At 30.9% G+C, this 20,865-nt stretch carries 15 protein-coding genes and 1 other RNA gene; 7 read left to right on the top strand and 9 right to left on the bottom strand.

Going from position 1 to position 20,865, the window contains the following annotated elements; translation table 11 throughout:
* Positions 1-137 precede the first annotated feature (137 nt).
* The gene (locus ACNG5D_RS07150; RefSeq protein WP_418182813.1) at positions 138-2,549 is read left to right on the top strand and encodes an alpha-ketoacid dehydrogenase subunit alpha/beta; all 2,412 of its coding nucleotides are present in this window, start codon (positions 138-140) and stop codon (positions 2,547-2,549) included.
* A gap of 81 nt (positions 2,550-2,630) precedes the next feature.
* A complete protein-coding gene (locus tag ACNG5D_RS07145) occupies positions 2,631-3,101 on the top strand; it encodes a hypothetical protein (RefSeq protein ID WP_418182812.1) in 471 nt (156 codons plus the stop codon).
* Positions 3,102-3,107: 6 nt separating this feature from the next.
* Here the strand turns inward: ACNG5D_RS07145 and ACNG5D_RS07140 are convergent, their stop codons facing one another.
* Positions 3,108-4,322: a TlpA disulfide reductase family protein gene (locus ACNG5D_RS07140; protein WP_418182811.1), complete on the bottom strand. Its 1,215-nt coding sequence runs from the start codon at positions 4,320-4,322 to the stop codon at positions 3,108-3,110.
* A 203-nt stretch (positions 4,323-4,525) separates the two neighbouring features.
* Here ACNG5D_RS07140 and pheT point away from each other — a divergent pair, with 203 nt between their 5' ends.
* The gene (gene pheT / locus ACNG5D_RS07135) at positions 4,526-6,952 is read left to right on the top strand and encodes a phenylalanine--tRNA ligase subunit beta (RefSeq protein ID WP_418182810.1); all 2,427 of its coding nucleotides are present in this window, start codon (positions 4,526-4,528) and stop codon (positions 6,950-6,952) included.
* Between the two features lie 107 nt (positions 6,953-7,059).
* The gene (locus tag ACNG5D_RS07130; protein WP_418182809.1) at positions 7,060-7,293 is read left to right on the top strand and encodes a putative signal transducing protein; all 234 of its coding nucleotides are present in this window, start codon (positions 7,060-7,062) and stop codon (positions 7,291-7,293) included.
* On the opposite strand, the gene ACNG5D_RS07125 is transcribed toward ACNG5D_RS07130, so the two are convergent.
* Positions 7,290-8,915: an ABC-F family ATP-binding cassette domain-containing protein gene (locus ACNG5D_RS07125; RefSeq protein WP_418182808.1), complete on the bottom strand. Its 1,626-nt coding sequence runs from the start codon at positions 8,913-8,915 to the stop codon at positions 7,290-7,292. The two genes, ACNG5D_RS07130 and ACNG5D_RS07125, sit on opposite strands and share 4 nt — an antisense overlap.
* 177 nt (positions 8,916-9,092) lie before the next feature.
* On the opposite strand from ACNG5D_RS07125, the gene ACNG5D_RS07120 reads away from it, so the two are divergent.
* Complete coding sequence (locus tag ACNG5D_RS07120) at positions 9,093-10,514, top strand: TlpA family protein disulfide reductase (RefSeq protein WP_418182807.1); 1,422 nt, start codon at positions 9,093-9,095, stop codon at positions 10,512-10,514.
* Between the two features lie 2 nt (positions 10,515-10,516).
* Here the strand turns inward: ACNG5D_RS07120 and ACNG5D_RS07115 are convergent, their stop codons facing one another.
* A complete protein-coding gene (locus ACNG5D_RS07115; protein WP_418182806.1) occupies positions 10,517-11,320 on the bottom strand; it encodes an SDR family oxidoreductase in 804 nt (267 codons plus the stop codon).
* A gap of 127 nt (positions 11,321-11,447) precedes the next feature.
* Positions 11,448-11,546, bottom strand: an RNA gene (gene ffs / locus ACNG5D_RS07110) — signal recognition particle sRNA small type.
* Between the two features lie 87 nt (positions 11,547-11,633).
* On the opposite strand from ffs, the gene ACNG5D_RS07105 reads away from it, so the two are divergent.
* Positions 11,634-12,668, top strand: a complete 1,035-nt coding sequence (locus tag ACNG5D_RS07105; RefSeq protein WP_418182805.1) for a glutaminyl-peptide cyclotransferase — start codon at positions 11,634-11,636, stop codon at positions 12,666-12,668.
* An 8-nt stretch (positions 12,669-12,676) separates the two neighbouring features.
* On the opposite strand, the gene ACNG5D_RS07100 is transcribed toward ACNG5D_RS07105, so the two are convergent.
* The 5 genes from ACNG5D_RS07100 to ACNG5D_RS07080 form a co-directional block, all read right to left on the bottom strand.
* Positions 12,677-13,987, bottom strand: coding sequence for a phenylacetate--CoA ligase family protein (locus tag ACNG5D_RS07100; RefSeq protein WP_418182804.1), 1,311 nt, complete (start codon positions 13,985-13,987; stop codon positions 12,677-12,679).
* A 186-nt stretch (positions 13,988-14,173) separates the two neighbouring features.
* Complete coding sequence (locus tag ACNG5D_RS07095; protein WP_418182803.1) at positions 14,174-15,664, bottom strand: aminotransferase class V-fold PLP-dependent enzyme; 1,491 nt, start codon at positions 15,662-15,664, stop codon at positions 14,174-14,176.
* Positions 15,665-15,819: 155 nt separating this feature from the next.
* Positions 15,820-16,824, bottom strand: a complete 1,005-nt coding sequence (locus tag ACNG5D_RS07090; RefSeq protein ID WP_418182802.1) for a TlpA family protein disulfide reductase — start codon at positions 16,822-16,824, stop codon at positions 15,820-15,822.
* 2 nt (positions 16,825-16,826) lie between these two features.
* Positions 16,827-18,821 carry a protein-disulfide reductase DsbD family protein gene (locus ACNG5D_RS07085; RefSeq protein WP_418182801.1) on the bottom strand — a complete coding sequence of 665 codons (1,995 nt, stop codon included), beginning with the start codon at positions 18,819-18,821 and terminating at the stop codon, positions 16,827-16,829.
* 25 nt (positions 18,822-18,846) lie between these two features.
* Entirely contained in the window at positions 18,847-19,296 is a 450-nt protein-coding gene (locus ACNG5D_RS07080; protein ID WP_418182800.1) for a protein-disulfide reductase DsbD domain-containing protein, read from the bottom strand.
* Positions 19,297-19,560: 264 nt separating this feature from the next.
* Here ACNG5D_RS07080 and ACNG5D_RS07075 point away from each other — a divergent pair, with 264 nt between their 5' ends.
* Positions 19,561-20,865, top strand: coding sequence for a cytochrome ubiquinol oxidase subunit I (locus ACNG5D_RS07075; RefSeq protein ID WP_418182799.1), 1,305 nt, complete (start codon positions 19,561-19,563; stop codon positions 20,863-20,865).

Below are 20,865 nucleotides of genomic sequence, written 5' to 3'. Positions count from 1 at the left end.
GCTTTTATAAATACATATTTCTTAATAAAACCCTTTTTATTAACGAATTATTAAGAATTCACTAATATTTTAACACTAAAATTAATTGCAAAATAGGCCATAATTAACTACTTTTGCAAAACTAAACATATGAACTTATGCAACCCGTAACTAACTTAGAAAACAATTTATCATTCGAAGATTTTAAAGCAGAAGTTATTAATGACTACAAGATTGCTTTAATAAGTCGCGAGTGTAGTTTGCTAGGGCGTCGTGAAGTACTTACAGGTAAAGCTAAGTTTGGCATTTTTGGAGACGGCAAAGAAGTGCCACAATTAGCCATGGCTAAATCTTTTAAAAAAGGCGATTGGAGATCTGGGTATTACAGAGATCAAACCTTTATGATGGCTATTGGAGAACTTACACCAGAACAGTTTTTTGCTGGCCTATATGCTAACACAGATATTGAGTTAGAACCTATGTCGGCAGGTAGGCAAATGGGAGGCCATTTTGCTACCCATAGTTTAAATGACGACGGAAGCTGGAAAGATTTATCAAACCAGTATAACTCTAGTGCAGATATATCGCCAACTGCAGGCCAAATGCCTAGGCTATTAGGTTTAGCGCAAGCATCTAAAATTTTTAGAAACGTTAAAGGTATTAATACAACTGGTTTTTCTAAAGCAGGTAACGAGGTAGCTTGGGGTACTATTGGCAATGCAAGTACTAGTGAAGGCCTATTTTTTGAAACTATAAATGCTGCTGGCGTATTACAAGTACCAATGATAATAAGTGTTTGGGATGATGAGTACGGCATATCTGTACATGCTAAATACCAAACAACTAAAGAAAATATTTCTGAAATACTAAAAGGTTTTCAAAGAGATAAAGACAATAAAGGCTACGAAATTTTACGTGTAAAAGGCTGGGATTACGCCAACCTTATAGAAACCTATCAAGAAGCTGGAGCTATAGCAAGAGAAGAACACGTTCCTGTTTTAATACACGTACAAGAACTAACACAACCACAAGGACACTCCACCTCGGGCTCTCACGAACGTTATAAAAATACAGAACGTCTGGAATGGGAAGCAAAAAACGATTGCAATGTAAAATTACGAGAATGGATTATTGAAAGCGGTATTGCCACCAACGAAGCACTTATTGAAATTGAAAGAACAGCAAAAAGAGATGTAAGAGAAGCTAAAAAAAATGCTTGGAACATCTTTTTAAAACCTATAAAAAAAGAACAGCAAGAATTAATATCAATTTTTAAACAAATTGAATCTTCTAGTATTAACGGAATCTTTATTTCTAAACTTAAAGATAGCTTAGTAAAAATTGATGAACCAACTAGAAAAGATATTTTATCTCATGCCAGAAAAGCGTTAAGATTCATTGTTGGTGAGTCTATTCCTGAGAAAAAAACACTAAATAACTGGATTAATGCTGTTTTTGAACATGTACAACCAAAATTTAGTTCGCATTTATATACTGAAACACAACAATCTAACACCAGAGTTAAAGAAGTAAAAGCAACTTATAACGATAACGCAGAACAAGTTGATGGCAGAATTATTCTTCGAGATAATTTTGATGCTATATTTAGCAACAATCCAAAAACTTTAGTTTTTGGAGAAGATACTGGTAACATTGGAGATGTTAACCAAGGCCTAGAAGGGCTTCAAGAAAAACACGGAGAACTACGTGTAGCCGATGCAGGAATTAGAGAAGCAACCATTATAGGTCAAGGTATTGGTATGGCGCTTCGAGGGTTAAGACCTATAGCAGAAATTCAATATTTAGATTATATTTTATACGCTTTACAAATAATTAGCGACGATTTAGCTACAGTTCATTACCGAACAAAAGGAAAACAAAAAGCCCCTTTAATTATTAGAACACGTGGCCACAGACTTGAAGGAATTTGGCATTCTGGTTCTCAAATGGGTGGTATTTTAAACTTAGTTAAAGGTGTTAATTTATTAGTACCAAGAAACATGACTAAAGCTGCCGGATTTTACAATACACTTTTACTTGGTGATGATCCTGCAATAGTTGTAGAATGTTTAAATGGCTATAGACTTAAAGAAAAAATGCCTAATAATTTAGGCAGCCTTAAAACGCCAATTGGAGTTGTTGAAACCATTAAAGAAGGTACAGATATAACAATCGTTTCGTACGGTTCTACGCTTCGTATTGTTGAGCAAGTAGCAAAAGACTTATTAGCAGTTGGAATTGATGCCGAAGTTATAGACATACAGTCGTTAATGCCCTTTGATTTAAACCACGATATTGTAAAAAGTATAGCTAAAACGAATAGAGTTATTATCATTGATGAAGATGTACCAGGAGGCGCTTCTGCTTATATACTAGATAAAATATTAAATGAACAAAATGCATTTCAATATCTAGACGGTAGCCCAAAAACATTAACCGCTAAACCACACAGACCCGCTTATGGTAATGATGGCGATTACTTTTCAAAACCATCTGCTGAAGATATTTTTGAAAGTGTTTATGATATTATGCACGAATTAAACCCTAGTAATTATCCAAAATTAAGATAAACACTGCTTTTAAATAAAAAACAATCAAACCATTACACTTGTAATGGTTTTTTTATATTTATAATAAAAATATAACATTAAATGAAAGCCGTTACACTTCCAGAAATTAAAAAAGAATTAAATATGCTTTCGCTTCAAGAAACTCAGCAACTATGTTTACGACTTGCACGTTTTAAAAAAGAAAACAAAGAGCTACTAACCTATTTACTTTTTGAATCGCATAATGAAACTGGCTACATAGAAACCATTAAAAACTACATAGACAATGAGTTTGAAACCATAAACACCAACAGCTATTTTTATATTAGAAAAAGTACGCGTAAAATACTTAAAAACGTAAAAAAATATATTCGCTATTCGCAAAAAAAAGAAAGCGAAGTAGAACTCCTACTCTATTTTTGTGCAAAACTTAAAAATTTTAAACCTAGTATAAAACGAAGCACTCAATTACAAAACATGTATAATAGACAAATTATACTAGCAAAAAAAACAATTAGCAAGTTACATGAAGATTTGCAATACGATTTTAATGTAATGCTCGAAAAACTCTAACAAAAATTACTCGTTTAACAAACTGTTTACAAATCCTTCAAAATCAACTTTAAATTTCACAAATTCATCACCTGTTGCTGGGCCATTAAAACCTGTATGAATTTTTCTAACCACTCCTTTTTTATCAATAAAAATAGTAGTTGGATAGGATAATACATGATTAAGCATTGGTAATTTCTCATTAGCTTTCACCTTACTAGCAGAACCATACTGTGCTAATAAAACAGGATAATTTATACCCACATTTTCTATTAAACGCTTAATGTTATTTAAAGCCTTTTCTTCAGTTTTAACATATTCGAAGGCTAAAGCAACAATCTCTAAATCTTTATTTTTATTGTTATTATAATACCTTGCAAAATACTTACTCTCATCTAAACAATTTGGGCACCAAGTTCCCATAATTTGAACTAAAACAACCTTGTTCTTAAAACGTTCATCTTTTAAAGACACCATATTTCCTTGCGTGTCTGGAAAAGAAAAAGACACTTTATTATAACCTTCTTTTAAAAAAGTAAGCGTACTCGCTTCTGGCAACTTAAAAGCATCATTTCGTTTAGCAATAAAAGGTTCTTTCCAATGGCTACCAGAATAAAACATACCAGTTATAGTGCTATCTGTAACGCTACCAGTAAACAAAAAGGCATGTGCCCCATCAAAAGTAGATAACTGTAATCTATTATTATTTATAACACCTTCCAGAAACCTATAATCGCCCGTTGTTGTTCTAAAGGTTCCTGTTACTATAGCGCCCTGTTGTTTAAATATACCTTTAGCGAAATAAGTATCTTCATCAGAATCTGGGCTAAATGTAGTTTCCCAATTTCCAGAAACATTAAATTTTGTTAACTCCGTTGTCGTATCAAACCTAGTTTCACTTTTCTCTGCTTTAAAAGCCATTACTCTATTTAAACTAGGTTTTACAAAATGTCCTTTTAAAAAATCTTCTTCAAGTTTAGCTGCAATATACCCCTCGAAAACTGGCATTTGAATATAAATGGAGTCGTTCTTATACGAAATAGATGTTACCTCAATTACTTCTTCTGCATTATAAACATGCAATTCATCTTTAGTAACTACTTTAAAATTGAATGGTAATTTTAATGTATCGTCTACCTTCAACTCGGCCCTATACATACCCTTTTCTAAAGTTTTTAGCTTGTTTTTACTAGTACAAGAAAACATAAAAAGAACCAAGACTAATGTTATAATTTGTTTCATAAAATGATTTTAAAATTTATTAATCGAAATTACAGCAATATACTAACAAAAAACTAGGGTTTGTTTGAATGCTAACTGCAATATTTTATCTTTGCGCATTCATAATAGGATATTAATTTATGAAATGCCTAGTAACAAAAATAAAACATTAAAGCGTTTAAAAAGGCATTGCATCTGACCCTAAAAAAAATAAAAATCAACAGATGAAAATTTCATACAACTGGTTAAAGCAATTTTTAAAAACAGATTGGACACCAGAGCAAACTAGCGAGTTACTTACAGATTTAGGTCTTGAGGTAGAAGGTTTAGAAACCTACCAATCGGTTAAAGGCGGATTAGAAGGTGTTGTAATTGGCGAGGTTTTAACTTGTATTAAACACCCTAATGCAGATAAACTTAAAGTTACAACAGTAAATATAGGTACAGATACACCATTGCAAATTGTTTGTGGAGCACCCAATGTAGCTGTTGGGCAAAAAGTACCTGTAGCAACAATAGGCACAACACTTTATACTGAGGAAGGCGAGTCTTGGATCATAAAAAAAGGAAAAATTAGAGGCGAAGAAAGCTTTGGGATGATTTGTGCCGAAGATGAATTAGGCTTAGGAAAATCGCACGACGGTATTTTAGTATTAGATAACGATATTGAAGTTGGAACGCTTGCTTCTAATGTTTTTGAAATTGAAAACGACCAAGTTTTTGAAATTGGTTTAACACCAAACCGTGCAGACGCTATGAGCCATTTAGGTACCGCACGCGATTTAAAAGCAGGATTACTTCAAAAAGATATTAATCTAGAGCTAATTACGCCTTCTGTTAGTGCATTTAACGTAGAAAATCGCACTTTAAAAATAGATGTAGATGTAATAAATAAAGATAAAGCGCCACGATATTGCGGTGTTACCATATCAGGATTAAAAGTAGCCGAATCTCCAACTTGGCTTCAGCACCGTTTAAAAGCTATTGGTTTAACCCCAATAAATAATGTAGTAGATGCCACAAATTATGTTTTACACGATTTAGGGCAACCTTTACACGCTTTTGATGCTGTGAAAATTTCTGGAAATAAAATTGAAGTTAAAACTCTAGAAAAAGGAACAAAATTTGTTACTCTAGATGGTGTTGAACGCGAATTACATGAAGATGATTTAATGATTTGCGACGCCGATAAACCCATGTGTATTGCAGGTGTATTTGGCGGATTACATTCTGGTGTAACAGAAAGCACAACTAGTATATTTTTAGAAAGTGCTTACTTTAACCCTGTTAGCGTTAGAAAATCTGCTAAGCGCCACGGATTAAATACTGATGCTTCATTTAGGTTTGAGCGTGGTATAGACCCAAATATTTGCGAATATGCATTAAAACGAGCAGCTTTATTAATACAAGAACTTGCTGGTGGTGAAATAACAAGCGATATTGTTGATATTTACCCAAATAAAATTAAAGATTTTGAAGTACGTTTAAGCTTTGAAAATGCAAAAAAATTAATTGGAGAAGAAATTCCTAAAGAAACTATTAAACGCATTTTAAGCTCGTTAGAAATTAAAGTAAATAACGTTACCGAAGCCGGATTAGGCCTAACCGTGCCAGCTTTTAGAAATGATGTTGAAAGAGAAGCCGATGTTATTGAAGAAATTTTAAGAGTTTACGGATATAACAATATTAAAACTACCGAAAAACTTAACGCATCAATCTCTTCTACAACCCGTTTTGAAGATTATAAAATTCAAAATATAATTGGAAATCAATTAGTTGCTCAAGGGTTTTATGAAACTTTAACCAATTCTTTAACCACACCAAACTATATTGCCTTAAGTGAACAGCTTAAAGACGAGCACAATATTACCATGCTTAACCCTTTAAGTAATGATTTATCTGTTTTACGACAATCATTATTATTCTCTGGGTTAGAAGCTATATCGTTTAATATAAACAGAAAACGCCCAGATTTAAAATTATTTGAATTTGGAAAAACATACCATGGTTATGAAGACAAACGCGAAGAGTTTAAACACTTATCTGTTTTTATAACAGGAAACAAAGTATTAGAAAACTGGTACGAGAAAACAAAAAGAAGCGATTTCTTTTTAATGAAAGGTATAATAACTTCAATTCTAGAACGATTAGGAATATCTAGATTTAAAGAAGCGCCTATTAAAAACGATTTATTTTCTGAAGGTTTAAGCTTAGGCTTAGGTAAAAACAAGCTTGTAGATTTTGGTTTAGTAAAAAAGTCTGTACTAAAGCATTTTGATATTAGCCAAGAAGTAATTTATGCAGATTTTAAATGGGACACCATTTTAGATTTAGTGAAGCACAATAAAGTAAAATTTAAAGACATACCAAAATACCCAGAAGTAAAACGTGATTTTGCGTTACTTTTAGATGAAAATGTAACTTTTGAAGCTATATACAAAATAGCGAAGCAAAGTGAAAAGCAACTATTAAGAGATATTAATTTGTTTGATGTTTATCAAGGTAAAAACTTACCAAAAGGTAAAAAAAGCTATGCTGTTAGTTTTACGCTTCAAGATGAAAACAAAACACTTACCGATAAACAGATTGATAAAATCATGAACAAATTACAAAGTAGTTTTGAAAAACAACTTGGTGCAGAGTTAAGATAATTAACTAAAATATTAAACATTAAAAGCCAGCTATTAGCTGGCTTTTTTTTATAAAAATTATTTATTTTTTTGTATATTTAAGAAGAACCTTTTTAAAACTTTAAGCCATGTCTAACTATATAAGAGTATTTTCTGGAAATTTTATAGAAGTTCAACGCATATTTAACGAATTACAAAATTTTAATATATGCGCTGTTATTAAAGACGAGTCTGAATCTGGCCGATTAGCTGGTTTTGGCTCATCAATACAAGGGTTACAAGAAATTCACGTTCATAAAGACGAACTTGAAAAAGCAACACCTATTATTAAAAACTTAGCTTCAGAGTTAGAGCTTGATTAAGCGGTTACTGTATACATTTTATCTCGCAATTCCTTAATCTTTTTATCCTGCATATATTCATCAAACGTTGTGTAACGATCTATAATTCCGTTTGGTGTTAATTCTATAACTCTATTAGCTACAGTTTGTGCAAACTCGTGGTCGTGTGTAGTAAATAAAATAGTGCCTTTAAAATTTTTAAGCGAATTATTAAATGCTGTAATACTCTCTAAATCTAAATGGTTAGTAGGTTCGTCTAATTGTAAAACATTTGCCCTCATCATCATCATTCTAGATAGCATACATCTTACCTTTTCTCCTCCAGATAGTACCGACGATTTTTTAAAGGCTTCCTCGCCGCTAAAAATCATTTTGCCTAAAAAGCCACGAATATTAACTTCTTCTCGTTCTTCTTCAGTTTGTGCCCATTGGCGTAACCAATCTATAAGTGTTAAATCATTATCAAAAAATTCGCTATTATCTAAAGGTAAATATGACTGTGTGGTTGTAACACCCCACATAAACTTACCAGCATCGGCTTTTTCTTTACCATTGATAATTTGATAAAAAGCTGTTGTTGCTCTAGAATCTCTAGAAAACACAACCACTTTATCGCCTTTAGCTAAATTTAAATCGATATCTTTAAATAAAACTTCGCCTTCAATTGAAGCAGAAAGTCCTTCTATATTTAAAATTTGATCGCCAGCTTCTCTTTCGCGTTCAAAAATAATAGCTGGGTAACGTCTGCTTGTTCTTCTAATATCTGCTATATTAAGCTTTTCTAGCATTTTCTTTCTGCTGGTTGCTTGCTTACTTTTAGCAACGTTGGCAGAAAAACGACGTATAAATTCTTCTAATTCTTTTTTCTTTTCTTCGGCCTTTTTATTTTGCTGTGCATGTTGTCTGGCTGCTAATTGCGAAGACTCATACCAAAATGTATAGTTACCAGAATAATGGTTTATTTTGCCAAAATCAATATCTGAAATATGTGTACATACAGCATCTAAAAAGTGCCTATCGTGCGATACAACAATTACGCAATTATCGTAATTAGCTAAAAAGTTTTCTAACCACGAAATAGTTTCATAATCTAAATCGTTGGTAGGCTCATCCATAATTAGCACATCGGGGTTTCCAAATAAAGCTTGAGCTAATAATACACGTACTTTTTGCTTACCATCTAAATCTGACATTAAAGTATAATGAAACTCTTCTTTTATACCTAAATTAGATAACATAGAGGCCGCATTACTATCGGCATTCCAACCATCCATTTCTTCAAATTTAACTTGAAGCTCCCCTATTTTTTCTGCATTTTCATCAGAATAATCTGCGTAAAGTGCATCAATTTCAGATTTAATTTTAAATAATGGTTTATTTCCCATTAATATGGTTTCTAAAACCGTATGCTCATCATATAAATTATGGTTTTGCTCTAAAACAGACATACGCTTACCAGACTCTAACGATACGTGTCCAGAAGTGGGCTCTAATTTGCCCGAAATAATCTTTAAAAAAGTAGACTTTCCAGATCCGTTTGCGCCAATAATTCCGTAACAATTACCATTATTAAAAGTGGTATTTACTTCATCAAAAAGAACACGTTTACCGAACTGAACAGAAAGATTTGATACTGATAACATAAAGGATTATTTAATTTTTTGCAAAAGTAAAAAATTACATTGGTATGCCGAAAACTAAACAAGCCTATTTTTTAGTATTAATTACTATTTTGTTTGTTAAACATTTAACAACGCATTAACAGGACTTTTTAATTACAAGCCATATTTTTGTTGTTATAAACGACTCAGGAGGGATTTATGAAGTTTTATTTTACAATTGCTTGTATTATTTTATCATTATTTAGTTGCAAAAAAGACAGCAAAGAAACAGTTGTAGATTATGCTTACTTAGGTGGCGAAATAATTAACCCAAATACAAATTATATTGTTTTATCTAAAAACGAAACCATTATTGATACGGTAAATTTAGATAGAAAAAACAGGTTTTTATACAAAATTGACAGTCTTAATCAAGGTTTGTATACGTTTAGGCACGGTGGCGAATATCAATTAATATTATTAGAACCAAATGATAGTTTATTGTTTAGATTAAACACTTTAGATTTTGACGAGTCGTTAGTTTATAGTGGTAAAGGCGATAAAAAAAATAATTATTTTATAAATGAGTTTCTTAAAAATGAAGATGAAGAAAAGTATATTATTAAATTAAGTCAACTTGACGGAGCTACATTCCAAAAACATGCAGATTCTTTAAAGCTATCAAAAGTAAAAGCATTACAGCTTTTTAAAGATAAATATAATCCTTCTTCTTTGTTTTTAAAAATAGCCAACGCTAATATTGATTATTCGTACTACTCTAGTAAAGAAGTTTATCCGTTTGTTCATTATGGAGAAAACAAAGCTGCTATATTAAAGTCGTTACCCGATGATTTTTACGACTATAGAAAACAAATTAACTATAATGACGATTTTTTAAGTAATCATCATAATTACAATAAATTTTTAAGATACAACTTAAGTAATTTATCCCTTAAAGCGCATGATAAACATGATGCTAACGCATGTTTTGACAGAAAATCGCTGTGCTTTAACTTAGACAGATTAAAACTTATTGATAGCTTAATTTCTAATACTGCTTTAAAAGATGAGCTATTATACCATTTTACAATGGGATACTTATCCAAAAGTAAAAACGAAAAATTTAATAATACGGTTTTAAAATCTTATTTAGAAAAAAGTAAAAGTGAAAAAGGCAAAAAAATGATGGTACGCTATACAACATCATTTAACAGACTAAAAGAAGGCAGTAAAGTGCCAGATATTAAAATTGTAAGCTATAATAATGATGTTTTTAAAATTGGTAGTAAAATAAATTCTCCTACTGTATTAAGCTTTTGGTCTCACACTTATTACGAGCATTTCAAAGAAAGTCATTATAAACTAAAAGAACTTAAAAGAAAATATCCTGAAGTTACATTTATCTCTATAAACATTGATAGTTATGACTCAGAAAAATCAAAAAAACTATTAATAGATAATGGTTTTATAAGCGAAAATGAATTTAAGTTTCAAAACCCAGAAGAATCTACCGAATTGTTAGCCGTTTACCCCATGACAAAAACCATATTAATTGCCAAAAACAAAAGTATTGTAAATAGTAATACCAATATTTTCTCTGTACAGTTTGAAGAGCAATTACTTGGACTTATAAACAGGTAAGCTTATAATTTATAATGATTCATTAACATTTTTTCGTAAACCTTATCTGGTAAAATACGCTTTAAAACAATCGAGAATTTTTGCATAAACTCTCCAACTTTATAGTGACCTTTAGGATTAGTTGTATTTATTATTTTATAAATGGCTTTAGCCATAATATTAGGGTTACTACCATTATCTACATGCGTATTCATTAAATTTAAGGTGTCTCCATAAGGTTTCTTATATGGCGAATTTTCAAGTAACGGTGCATGATATCTGCCAGCAGCTATATTTGTTGCAAAATCGCCAGGCGCTACATTGGTCATTTTTATATTAAAGTCTTTTAACTCCATTCTAAAAGCTTCAGTTAATAACTCTAACGCACCTTTACTGGCGCTATAAATACCACGATATGGCAAACCCATATACCCCGCAATAGATGTAACATTTATAATTAAACCGCCTTGTTGTTTGCGCATTTGCGGTAAAACTGCTTTTATAACATTAATAGGGCCAAAAAAATTAGTTTCAAAATTGTTTTTTATTTCCTCATTAGGGGTTTCTTCTATAGGTCCAGTAATACCTGCACCGGCATTATTAATAACAACATCTAATCTACCCTCCTTTTTAATAACAGTATTAACGGTATATAAAATTGTAGTTACCTCCTTTACATTTAAAGCCAAAATAGGAAATTTGCTATCTTTATATTTTTCTGGACTCCTGCTAGTACCATATACAATATACCCTTTTTCTACTAAAAACTCGCCAATAGATTTTCCTATGCCAGAAGAACCACCAGTAATTAAAACAACTTTAGACATTTACTTATATAATTTAACCCTTTAAAAATACAATAATAATCATGAAGGTATGCATGATTAAAAATACGCAATAAACTAAAAAATCTTGAGGCGCATAAGCTTTCAAGATTTAAATTTATGGTACAAAAAAAGGCAAGCTACCTACATCACACCGCTACGACCATTTACCTTTGCTTCGTTCCCGACCTGGAGGATTCAACAGGAGCTGGTTGTGTAGGACTTGCCGGCTGCAAAGATACAAACTTTTAAAATTTTCACAATGATTTTTTTAACCGATTTTAAATAAATATCTTGCTTTAAATTTATAAGTAAAATGAAAAAATACAAATATCTAACAATCATATTATTAAGCATTTTTTTTATTTCTTGCGGATCTAACTCTAGTCAAAAAAAAAGTGATTTCACTATAAAAACCAATGCCGAAAAAGGCAATATTGCCAACAACAAAACACTAAAACTGTCTTTAACTAATAAAAAGGCTCACACGATAGACTCTGTTTTATATACATTAAACGGAAAAAAAATTAAAGAGAACTCTGCTTTAAACCATTTTAAATTAGGTAAACAAACTATTAAGGCTACTGTTTATTTTAATAACACAAAACAAACCACAACATCTACTATTACTATTTTAAATAGCGAGTTACCAAAAGTATACACTTATAAAATTATTAATGAATATCCGCATGATATTACATCGTATACGCAAGGGCTAGAGTTTTATAATGATACACTTTACGAAAGTACAGGGCAATTAAAAGAATCAAAACTTAGAAAAGTTGATTATAAAACCGGAAAAATTATTAAAAATATCGATTTAGCTGATGAATATTTTGGTGAAGGTTTAACCATTTTAAATAATAAAGTATACCAACTTACTTGGCAAAAAGGCACAGGTTTTGTTTACGATGTTAATACTTTTGAAAAACTTAGTAGCTTTAAATACGGAAACAGTAAAGAAGGTTGGGGTTTATGTAACTTTAACAATACGATATACAAAAGCGATGGTACCGAAAAAATATGGTTGTTAAATTCTGAAACATTAACAGAACAAGAATATATTCAAGTTTTTACCAATAAAGGAAAAATTATTGGCATTAATGAAATGGAATGGATTGACGGAAAAATATATGCAAATCGGTACCAAAAAGATGGTGTTGCTATAATTAACCCAAAAAATGGAGCCGTAATTGGTGTTATAGATTTTAAACCTTTAAAGAACAAAGTTAAGCAACATGATGGTTTAGATGTTTTAAACGGTATTGCATATAACCCAAAAACAAAAACTATTTTTGTAACTGGTAAACGTTGGGATAAACTATTTGAGGTTAAGATTATTGATAAATAATAACTCTTTTAAACACTTAAAAATTTATTCATAGTTAATTTTCGTTTTCCTGAGGATAATTGAGGCATATCATCAACATATTTAATATTTATAATAGCATCATCACCTAAATAAACTTGTAACATTTTCTTTAATTTTTCTTCATGTTGAAAAACTTCATCTAAATTTAATTTCACCAGATAAGTATTTTTATTTATTTGAATTAATTGGAATTGTTTAAATTCCGGAAAATGCTCTAACTCATAAACAACAGATGTCATTGGTTTCCCTTTGGTGTCATAAATTACATCCATTCTTCTCCCCTCAATTTTAGTAAATGATGGTGCACCATTAAAATAATTTTCATCTATTCCCATTACCGCTATATCACCTGTATCATATCTAATCATAGGCACATGATAATTGAATAAATCTGTTATAACAACACGCCCAGGCACTCCGTATTTTACAGGTTTATCACTTTTCATATCTAATATTTCTACATGATAACTAGCCCAATTAATATGGTAGGAACTGCCTTCTTCTTTAATTTGTTGAGAAATTATTCCGTTTTCCATATTAGAATATCTAGAAAGTATATCAAAATCAAAATATTTTTTTATAGATTTTTTTGTATAATTTCCTAAAGCTTCTGCATTAGCAATCATAGAGGTAATATTTGCTGTAATTGGATCAGAATTTGTCTTATCTAAGTATTTACAAATTTCCTTATAAGCAGAAGAATAACCCAAGATAGCTTTTGTTGAATTATTTGTTCTCATGTGGTCTACCAAATTAGAAAAATTCTCATCTTCAACCGACTTAACATTTACTTTTTTAATATTTTGAATAAATGATGATAGTTTCCCTTTTGAAGACACATTACCCCAAGATCTCATATAATAAAGCTTTTGCCCTATGAAATAACCCGCCTTTTCTCCAAAGTATATGGCATCAGCTGTATTCCTATTTTTCTTATTTTTATTTAAGTATACAGAAAAAGGTGTCCCTGTAGAACCACTCGTACTAACTTCAAAGCTGGATTTATCTTTATATTTTTCTGAAACAAAATTTTTATAGTTATTCCTTATATAAATTTTATTAACAACAGGGAAGTCTTCAACTAAATTTAACCCTTTATTTTCTTTATAATAAGGAACTGTTTCTACTGCATGTTTAAGTAAACATTTTAAGTGAAGTGCTCTTCTTTTCTTTGAAGCCTCAGTATTATAGTTTTCTAAAATATATCTTATGTCTTTATAATGAGATCTAACTTTGCCTCCTTTTAAAATATCTAGTCCCCAAAAAGAATAGTATCTTAATTTTTCTAATAGTTTCATTAAATATTTAAGGTTATATAACTTAGGAAGTTTTACAGTATAAATTTAAGCTAAAAAGAAAGAGTGTTAGTTTTTTTTAGATAAAAAGCTATTTTATTGGCTAAAAAAACTAACACAACTCTGTACCATAATTAACTGCTAATAAGCTAATAGCAATTATTCTACCTATTTAATAAAAATCTTCGCTTATAATTTAAACCAGTTTTTAGTTATATTTTTTTCTATATTTTGGTTTTCTTTATGAATATATTCATTTTTTATGGCGTTATATTCATAATCTGTTCCCCATGCTTTGCAATTTACAGCTACTTCTTTAATAGCATGGCAAATAAACTCTATTTCTTCATTAGTCATTGTTGGATGAATAGACATTCGTATCCACCCTGGTCGCTCCATTAAACAACCCTCTAGTATTTTTTCTTCAATAGCCTTAGAAGTTAATTGATCTACATGTAATAAATAATGCCCGTAAGTTCCTGCACAAGAGCAACCACCGCGCGATTGAACCCCAAACCTATCATTTAAAAGCTTTACTATTAAATTATAATGCACATGATCTATATAGAATGAAAATACTCCTAACCTATCTTTATGTTCTGGGGCTAAAATTTTCAGATTATCAATCTTAGCTAGTCTATCAAAAATAATAGTATTCAATTCGTGTTCTCTATCTAAAATATTTTGCACCCCCATATCTTCTTTTAACTGAATTGAAAGTGCTATTCTTATAGCCTGTAAAAAACCTGGAGTTCCGCCATCTTCTCTTGTTTCAATATCATCAATATAATCGTGGTCTCCCCAAGGATTTGTATAACTTACAGTACCGCCTCCTGGATTATCGGGCACTAAGTTTTTATATAATTTTTTATTAAAAACTAATACCCCAGAAGCTCCTGGACCTCCTAAAAATTTATGAGGCGAAAAGGTTATGGCGTCTAAATATTCATCTTCATTTTCTGGATGCATATTTATATTTACATAAGGTGCAGAACAAGCAAAATCTACAAAACATAAACCATTGTTTTGATGCATGATTTTTGCAATTTCATGATAATTAGTACGAATTCCTGTAACGTTAGAGCATCCTGTTATTGCTGCAATTTTTATAGGGCAATTTTTATGTTTTTCTATAAGCGCTTTAAGTTTTATTGAACAAGGTAAACCCGCTTTATTAGATGGTATTACTTCTACTCTAGCAATGGTTTCTAACCATGATGTTTGGTTAGAATGATGCTCCATATGCGACACGAAAATTATTGGACGTTTTTCTTCAGGAACCTTAGTGTTTTCTTTTAAGTTTTCGCTAATTTTTAATCCTAAAATACGCTGAAACTTATTTATAGCCCCAGTCATTCCTGTACCAACAGTTATTAAAATATCGTTGGTTGAAGCATTTACATGTTTTTTAATTATTTGCCTTGCATCATGGTAAGCTAAAGTCATTGCAGAACCTGTTATAGACGTTTCTGTGTGGGTATTAGCAACAAAAGGCCCTATATTGTTAATTAACTTTTCTTCTATAGGTTTATATAATCTACCACTTGCTGTCCAATCTGCATATATAATTTTTTTTCTTCCGTAAGGCGAATCAAAATACTGGTTAACACCAACAATATTATTGCGATATGGCTCAAAATACTTTTCTAAACTAGAAAACTTTATATTGGTATTAGACATGTGTTTTTTAATTATTTTATAAGGTTACTTACAATTAAATTAATAATAAGCAATATTAATTCTATTAAAAAAATTATTAAGTAACTTATGTTACTAAGTTAAATTAAAAGTCTTTTAAATACTTACAAATACCTTAAAAACTACATATAAAAAAACTATATGTTTAATTGATTAAACAAAGTTATTAGCTTTTTACTTGATGGTCTGGGTGCATTGGCATCAATAACATTCCCTTTAGGGTCAATTAAAATAAATCTTGGTATTGATGAAACATTATAATCTCTCGCGAATTTCTGGTCGCCTTTAGCGTACAATTGTATACCAGACATTTCTTTTTGTTTAACCATATCTCTCCACTTTTGGTAGGCATTTTCTCGGTCTAAAGAAATACTAACAAATGCTATATTTTTGTTATGATATGCTTTTTCTACGTTTTGCAAAAACGGAATTTCTGCTTTACATGGCCCACACCAAGTTGCCCATAAATCTATATATACATATTTTCCTTTTAAATCGTCTAACGATGTTGTTCCGCCTTTATAATTTTCGTAATTATTAAATTTTGGTGATGGTTTACCTTTAAAAACAAGTAGTTTGTTTTTTTTACTATAAACAGATTGTATTTGTTTTATTATGGCTTCAAAATTTTTTTCTTCATTATTTACAAATAAACTGTCTACATTTTGCACCTTACTTAATAGTACTTGAAATTGATTAATACTTGAGTTTATTTTTTCATCAAAAACGGCTTTGTCTGCTCGCATAAGCTCGTCGTAATTAAGAAACTCATTTTGTAATAACACTTTTTCGGCTAAATAATTATTCACCTCTTCTCCTTTTCCTTTAAAGGATATAGACTCATCAAAAGTTTGGGTGTTTACTGTAATGTTTAAATTAAAACCATTTTTTAAATATATGTAGGCTTCATGTTTACCATCAAACAACACGTAATTTCCGGGTTCTACTTTTAGTGTGTCGGAAAAAGTACCATCTGAGTTTACTTTTATAGACTTGATAATTTGATTTTGAGCAACCACTAATGAGTCTGATATTGCATTTGTTATGGTTCCTGAAAGTGATACATAATTATTATTGGTATCGTCTTTTTTACAAGACACAAAAATTAGTGCTACTGAAAGTATGTATATTAATTTATTCATTCTTATTTTATATTATTCTTAAAAGTATTTAGTCCACTTTCTAAAAATGCTGCATAATCATTTTCATTTGGCGTATAACCTACAGGTTCGTTTAATACCTGAGTGCCATCAGAATTTAATAAAACGTAATAAGGTTGAGAATTAGATTTAAAAAATTGAGTTTGAAAATTAGCCCATTTATGTCCGTAATTTTTAAGTAAACGCTTACCGCCATTAACTCTATTTACTTCAACTTTCTCATCTTCTGGAAGCTCTTTTTTATCATCTACATAAAGCGAAATTAAAACGTACTCATTCCTTAGATAATTGTCAATTTTTTCTAATGGCCAAACATGTTCTTCCATTTTTCTGCAATTAACACAAGCGTAGCCTGTAAAATCTATCATAATAGGCTTATTAACCTGTTTTGCATAAGCAATACCTGCTTTTAAATCTTTAAACGTTTTTAAATTATTTGTTGATGTACTTGGATAAAACCAACTATAGCCAACAGGAGGCGCTAAACCACTTAATAAGGTTAGAGATGTAAATGTATTCGTATTTTTATTTACTCTAAACCCAGATGCTAAATATATTGTAAAAGCAACTACTAAAATACCTCCTGCTATTCTTGCAAAAGATAATTTTTTAATTGGAGAGTCGTGAGGAAATTTTATTTTTCCAAATAGATATAAGGCTAAACCTGCAAAAATAACAATCCATAGTATCAAGAATGGTTCTATTTTTAAAAGTCCCCAATGTTTTACTAAATCGGCGTTAGAAAGGAATTTAAAGGCTAAAGCCAACTCTAAAAATCCTAAAATAACTTTTGTAGTATTAAGCCAACCACCAGATTTTGGCAAAGCATTCATCATATTAGGAAACATTGCAAATAAAGCAAATGGTAAACCTAAAGACACGCCAAAACCTGCCATACCAGCCGTAAGTTGCCACGCACCTCCATCGGCTGTTAAGGATCCTGCAAGCAAGGAGCCCAAAATTGGTCCGGTACAAGAAAATGAAACAATGGCTAATGTTAATGCCATAAAAAAGATACCTATAAAACCGCCAGCATTTTCGCCTTGTGTGGTTTTATTGGTCCAACTAGCTGGTAATGTTAACTCGTAATAACCAAAAAAAGAAAAAGAAAAAAACATAAAAACTAAAAAGAATATAACATTTAGCCATACATTAGTTGAAATTTCGTTTAAAATATCTGGGTTTACAGAATCTAGTAAATGAAAAGGTATACTTAATATTAAGTATACTAATAGTATAAAAAAGCCATATAACAACGCTTTTCCTACTCCCGAGCTTTTATTTTGCCCACCTTTTTTTGTAAAAAAGCTTACGGTAAGCGGTATCATTGGGAATACACAGGGTGTTAATAAGGCTAATAAACCGCCTAAAAAACCTAGTCCGAAAATAGTCCATAGAGATTTTTTTTCTTGTATTTCGCCAGAAACTAATGTAATGTCTTTAGGTGTCATACCGTAAAGCATATTATTTACCGATGCATTATCAACAGGTTGATTGGTAACTACAGCCTTATTTTCTTTGGCTACACTTCCATTTATATTAAAAACTAATTCTACTTCGGTTGGTGGTAGACACCTCGTATCATCACAAACCATAAATTCTACCGAACCATTAACCGTTTTAACACGACCTTTAAGCTGAACTTTTTGAATAAAAACAGCCGATTTTTCGAAAAACTTAATTTTCATTTGAAAAACAGGGTCGTCAACAATATGACCTTCATCTTCTGTTGTGTTTCCTATAAATTTAAATGCACCATTAGCATCATCAAAAATAAATGTTGTTGGTATAGGGCCGTCTTGTGGCACCTCTTGGGAATACAAGTGCCATCCTGGCTCAATAACAGCTGTGCTTATTAAATTATATTCATTTTCTGTAATTTTCTCTATAGACGTTTTCCATTTAACAGGTTCTAATATTTGAGAATGACCAATAGAACATACTACTAAGGCCAAAAGAATAAAGTAACGCTTTATCATTTAATTTATGGTGGTTTAGTTTAAATTACTGTAAATTGAATACTAAAATTGCTGGGTCTGGCATAATACATTTCGAGTCGTCGCAAACCATATAACTAACTTCAGAATTAATTGTAAATGGTGGCTTACTTTTAAGTTTTATGCGCTGTGTAAATTTAGCTTTATTTTCAAAATATTTAACTTTCATATTAAAAGTAACATCGTGTACTATAACCCCTTCTTCTTCTTTAGTATTTCCTTTTTTTAAATATTTATTATTTCCTTCAAACGAAAATTGTGTAGAAACTGGTCCACCTTCAGGAACAGTTTGAGAATATAAATGCCATTTATCATCAATATTAGCAATTGCAACAAGCTCATATTCTGAATTTGATATTTTTTTTACCAATGTAGACCATTTAACAGGTTCTAATATTTGAGAATGCCCTATTGTAAACGCAAATAAGGCAAGAATAAAAATTACGTGTTTTTTCATTTTTAATTTTTTTAAATGTATTGCAAAAAAAATACCAAACAAATGTATAAAGAAAGATTTTGTGTTTTAGTTAAAGAGTCAATAAAACAAAAGGCTCCTTTCTAATAAAATGTTAAAGTTTTACTAATTGAATATAAACAAAAGTTACAAACGCCTTTTTAGCATTTAATAAACAAGGAAAAATAAGTTAAAAATGCTGATTTTAATACAAGCCAAATCAACAGCATGAGTTATCTTTGTATAACCACTTAAAATCCTATTTTTATGGACAATTTAGATGCCGCTAGACTACAAATGGCATTTACGCTAATCTTTCACATTGTTTTTGCTTGTATTGGTATGGTTATGCCTTTTTTTATGATTGTAGCCCATAAAAAATGGATAAACACTAAAAACCCTATTTATTTAAAACTAACTAAGTCTTGGCAAAAAGGCGTTGCTATATTTTTTGTTGTTGGTGCTGTATCTGGTACTGCGTTATCTTTTGAGTTGGGTTTGCTTTGGCCTGAATTTATGAAGCATGCTGGCCCCATTATTGGCATGCCTTTTTCGTTAGAAGGTGCTGCTTTTTTTGTTGAAGCCATTGCTTTAGGTTTTTATTTATATGGCTGGAATAGAATACCTGAAAAGTTCCATTGGTTTACTGGTGTTATAGTTGGCATAGCTGGTGTTGCTTCTGGTATTTTAGTAGTATCTGCAAATGGTTGGATGAACGCCCCTTCTGGGTTTGATTATATAAATGGCGAATTTTTAAATATCAATCCTGTAGACGCTTTACTTAATCCTGCTTGGTTTACCCAAGCCTTACACATGACATTAGCTGCTTTTACAGCAACTGGTTTTGCTGTAGCAGGAATTCATGCCTATCAAGTATATAAAAAACGACATACCGAACTCCATAAAAAAGCTTTTAAAATAGCCATAACTTTTGGTGCTTTTGCTGCTATTTTACAACCTATTAGTGGCGACCTATCGGCTAAAGACATTGCTGTTAGACAACCTGTTAAGTTAGCAGCTATGGAAGCTCATTACGAAACACAAAAAGGCGCACCGCTATATATTGGAGGCATTGTTGATAACGAAAAACAAGCGGTTAGTTATAAAATAGAAATCCCCAAAGCACTTTCTTTTTTAGCTTTTGGCGATTTTAATGCCGAAGTTAAAGGTTTAAACGATTTTCCTAAAGATGTTATACCTAACGTCGCTATTGTTCATTACGCTTTTCAAACCATGGTTGGTATTGGCACTTTATTATTAGTTGTAGGTATTCTATTTTTTATAAGTTTAAGAAAAAAAACATGGTGGCAAAACAACAAATTTTGGTTACTTTTTACCTGGCTTGCCCCAATGGGTTTTATAGCTCTTGAAGCTGGTTGGATTGTAACCGAAGTTGGTAGGCAACCCTGGATTATACACAACATTATGCGCACTAAAGATGCTGTAACACCAATGCCTGGCATGGTATTTAGTTTTTATATGTATGTCGTGCTTTACAGCGTGTTAACCATTGCTGTAACTTGGCTAATGAAACGCCAAATTAAATCGCTTAATAATTCTGAATTAGTTTAA

This window comes from Algibacter ulvanivorans (assembly GCF_048381495.1).
GTDB lineage: Bacteria > Bacteroidota > Bacteroidia > Flavobacteriales > Flavobacteriaceae > Algibacter_B > Algibacter_B ulvanivorans.
This window is presented reverse-complemented; position numbering and strand designations above follow the sequence as displayed.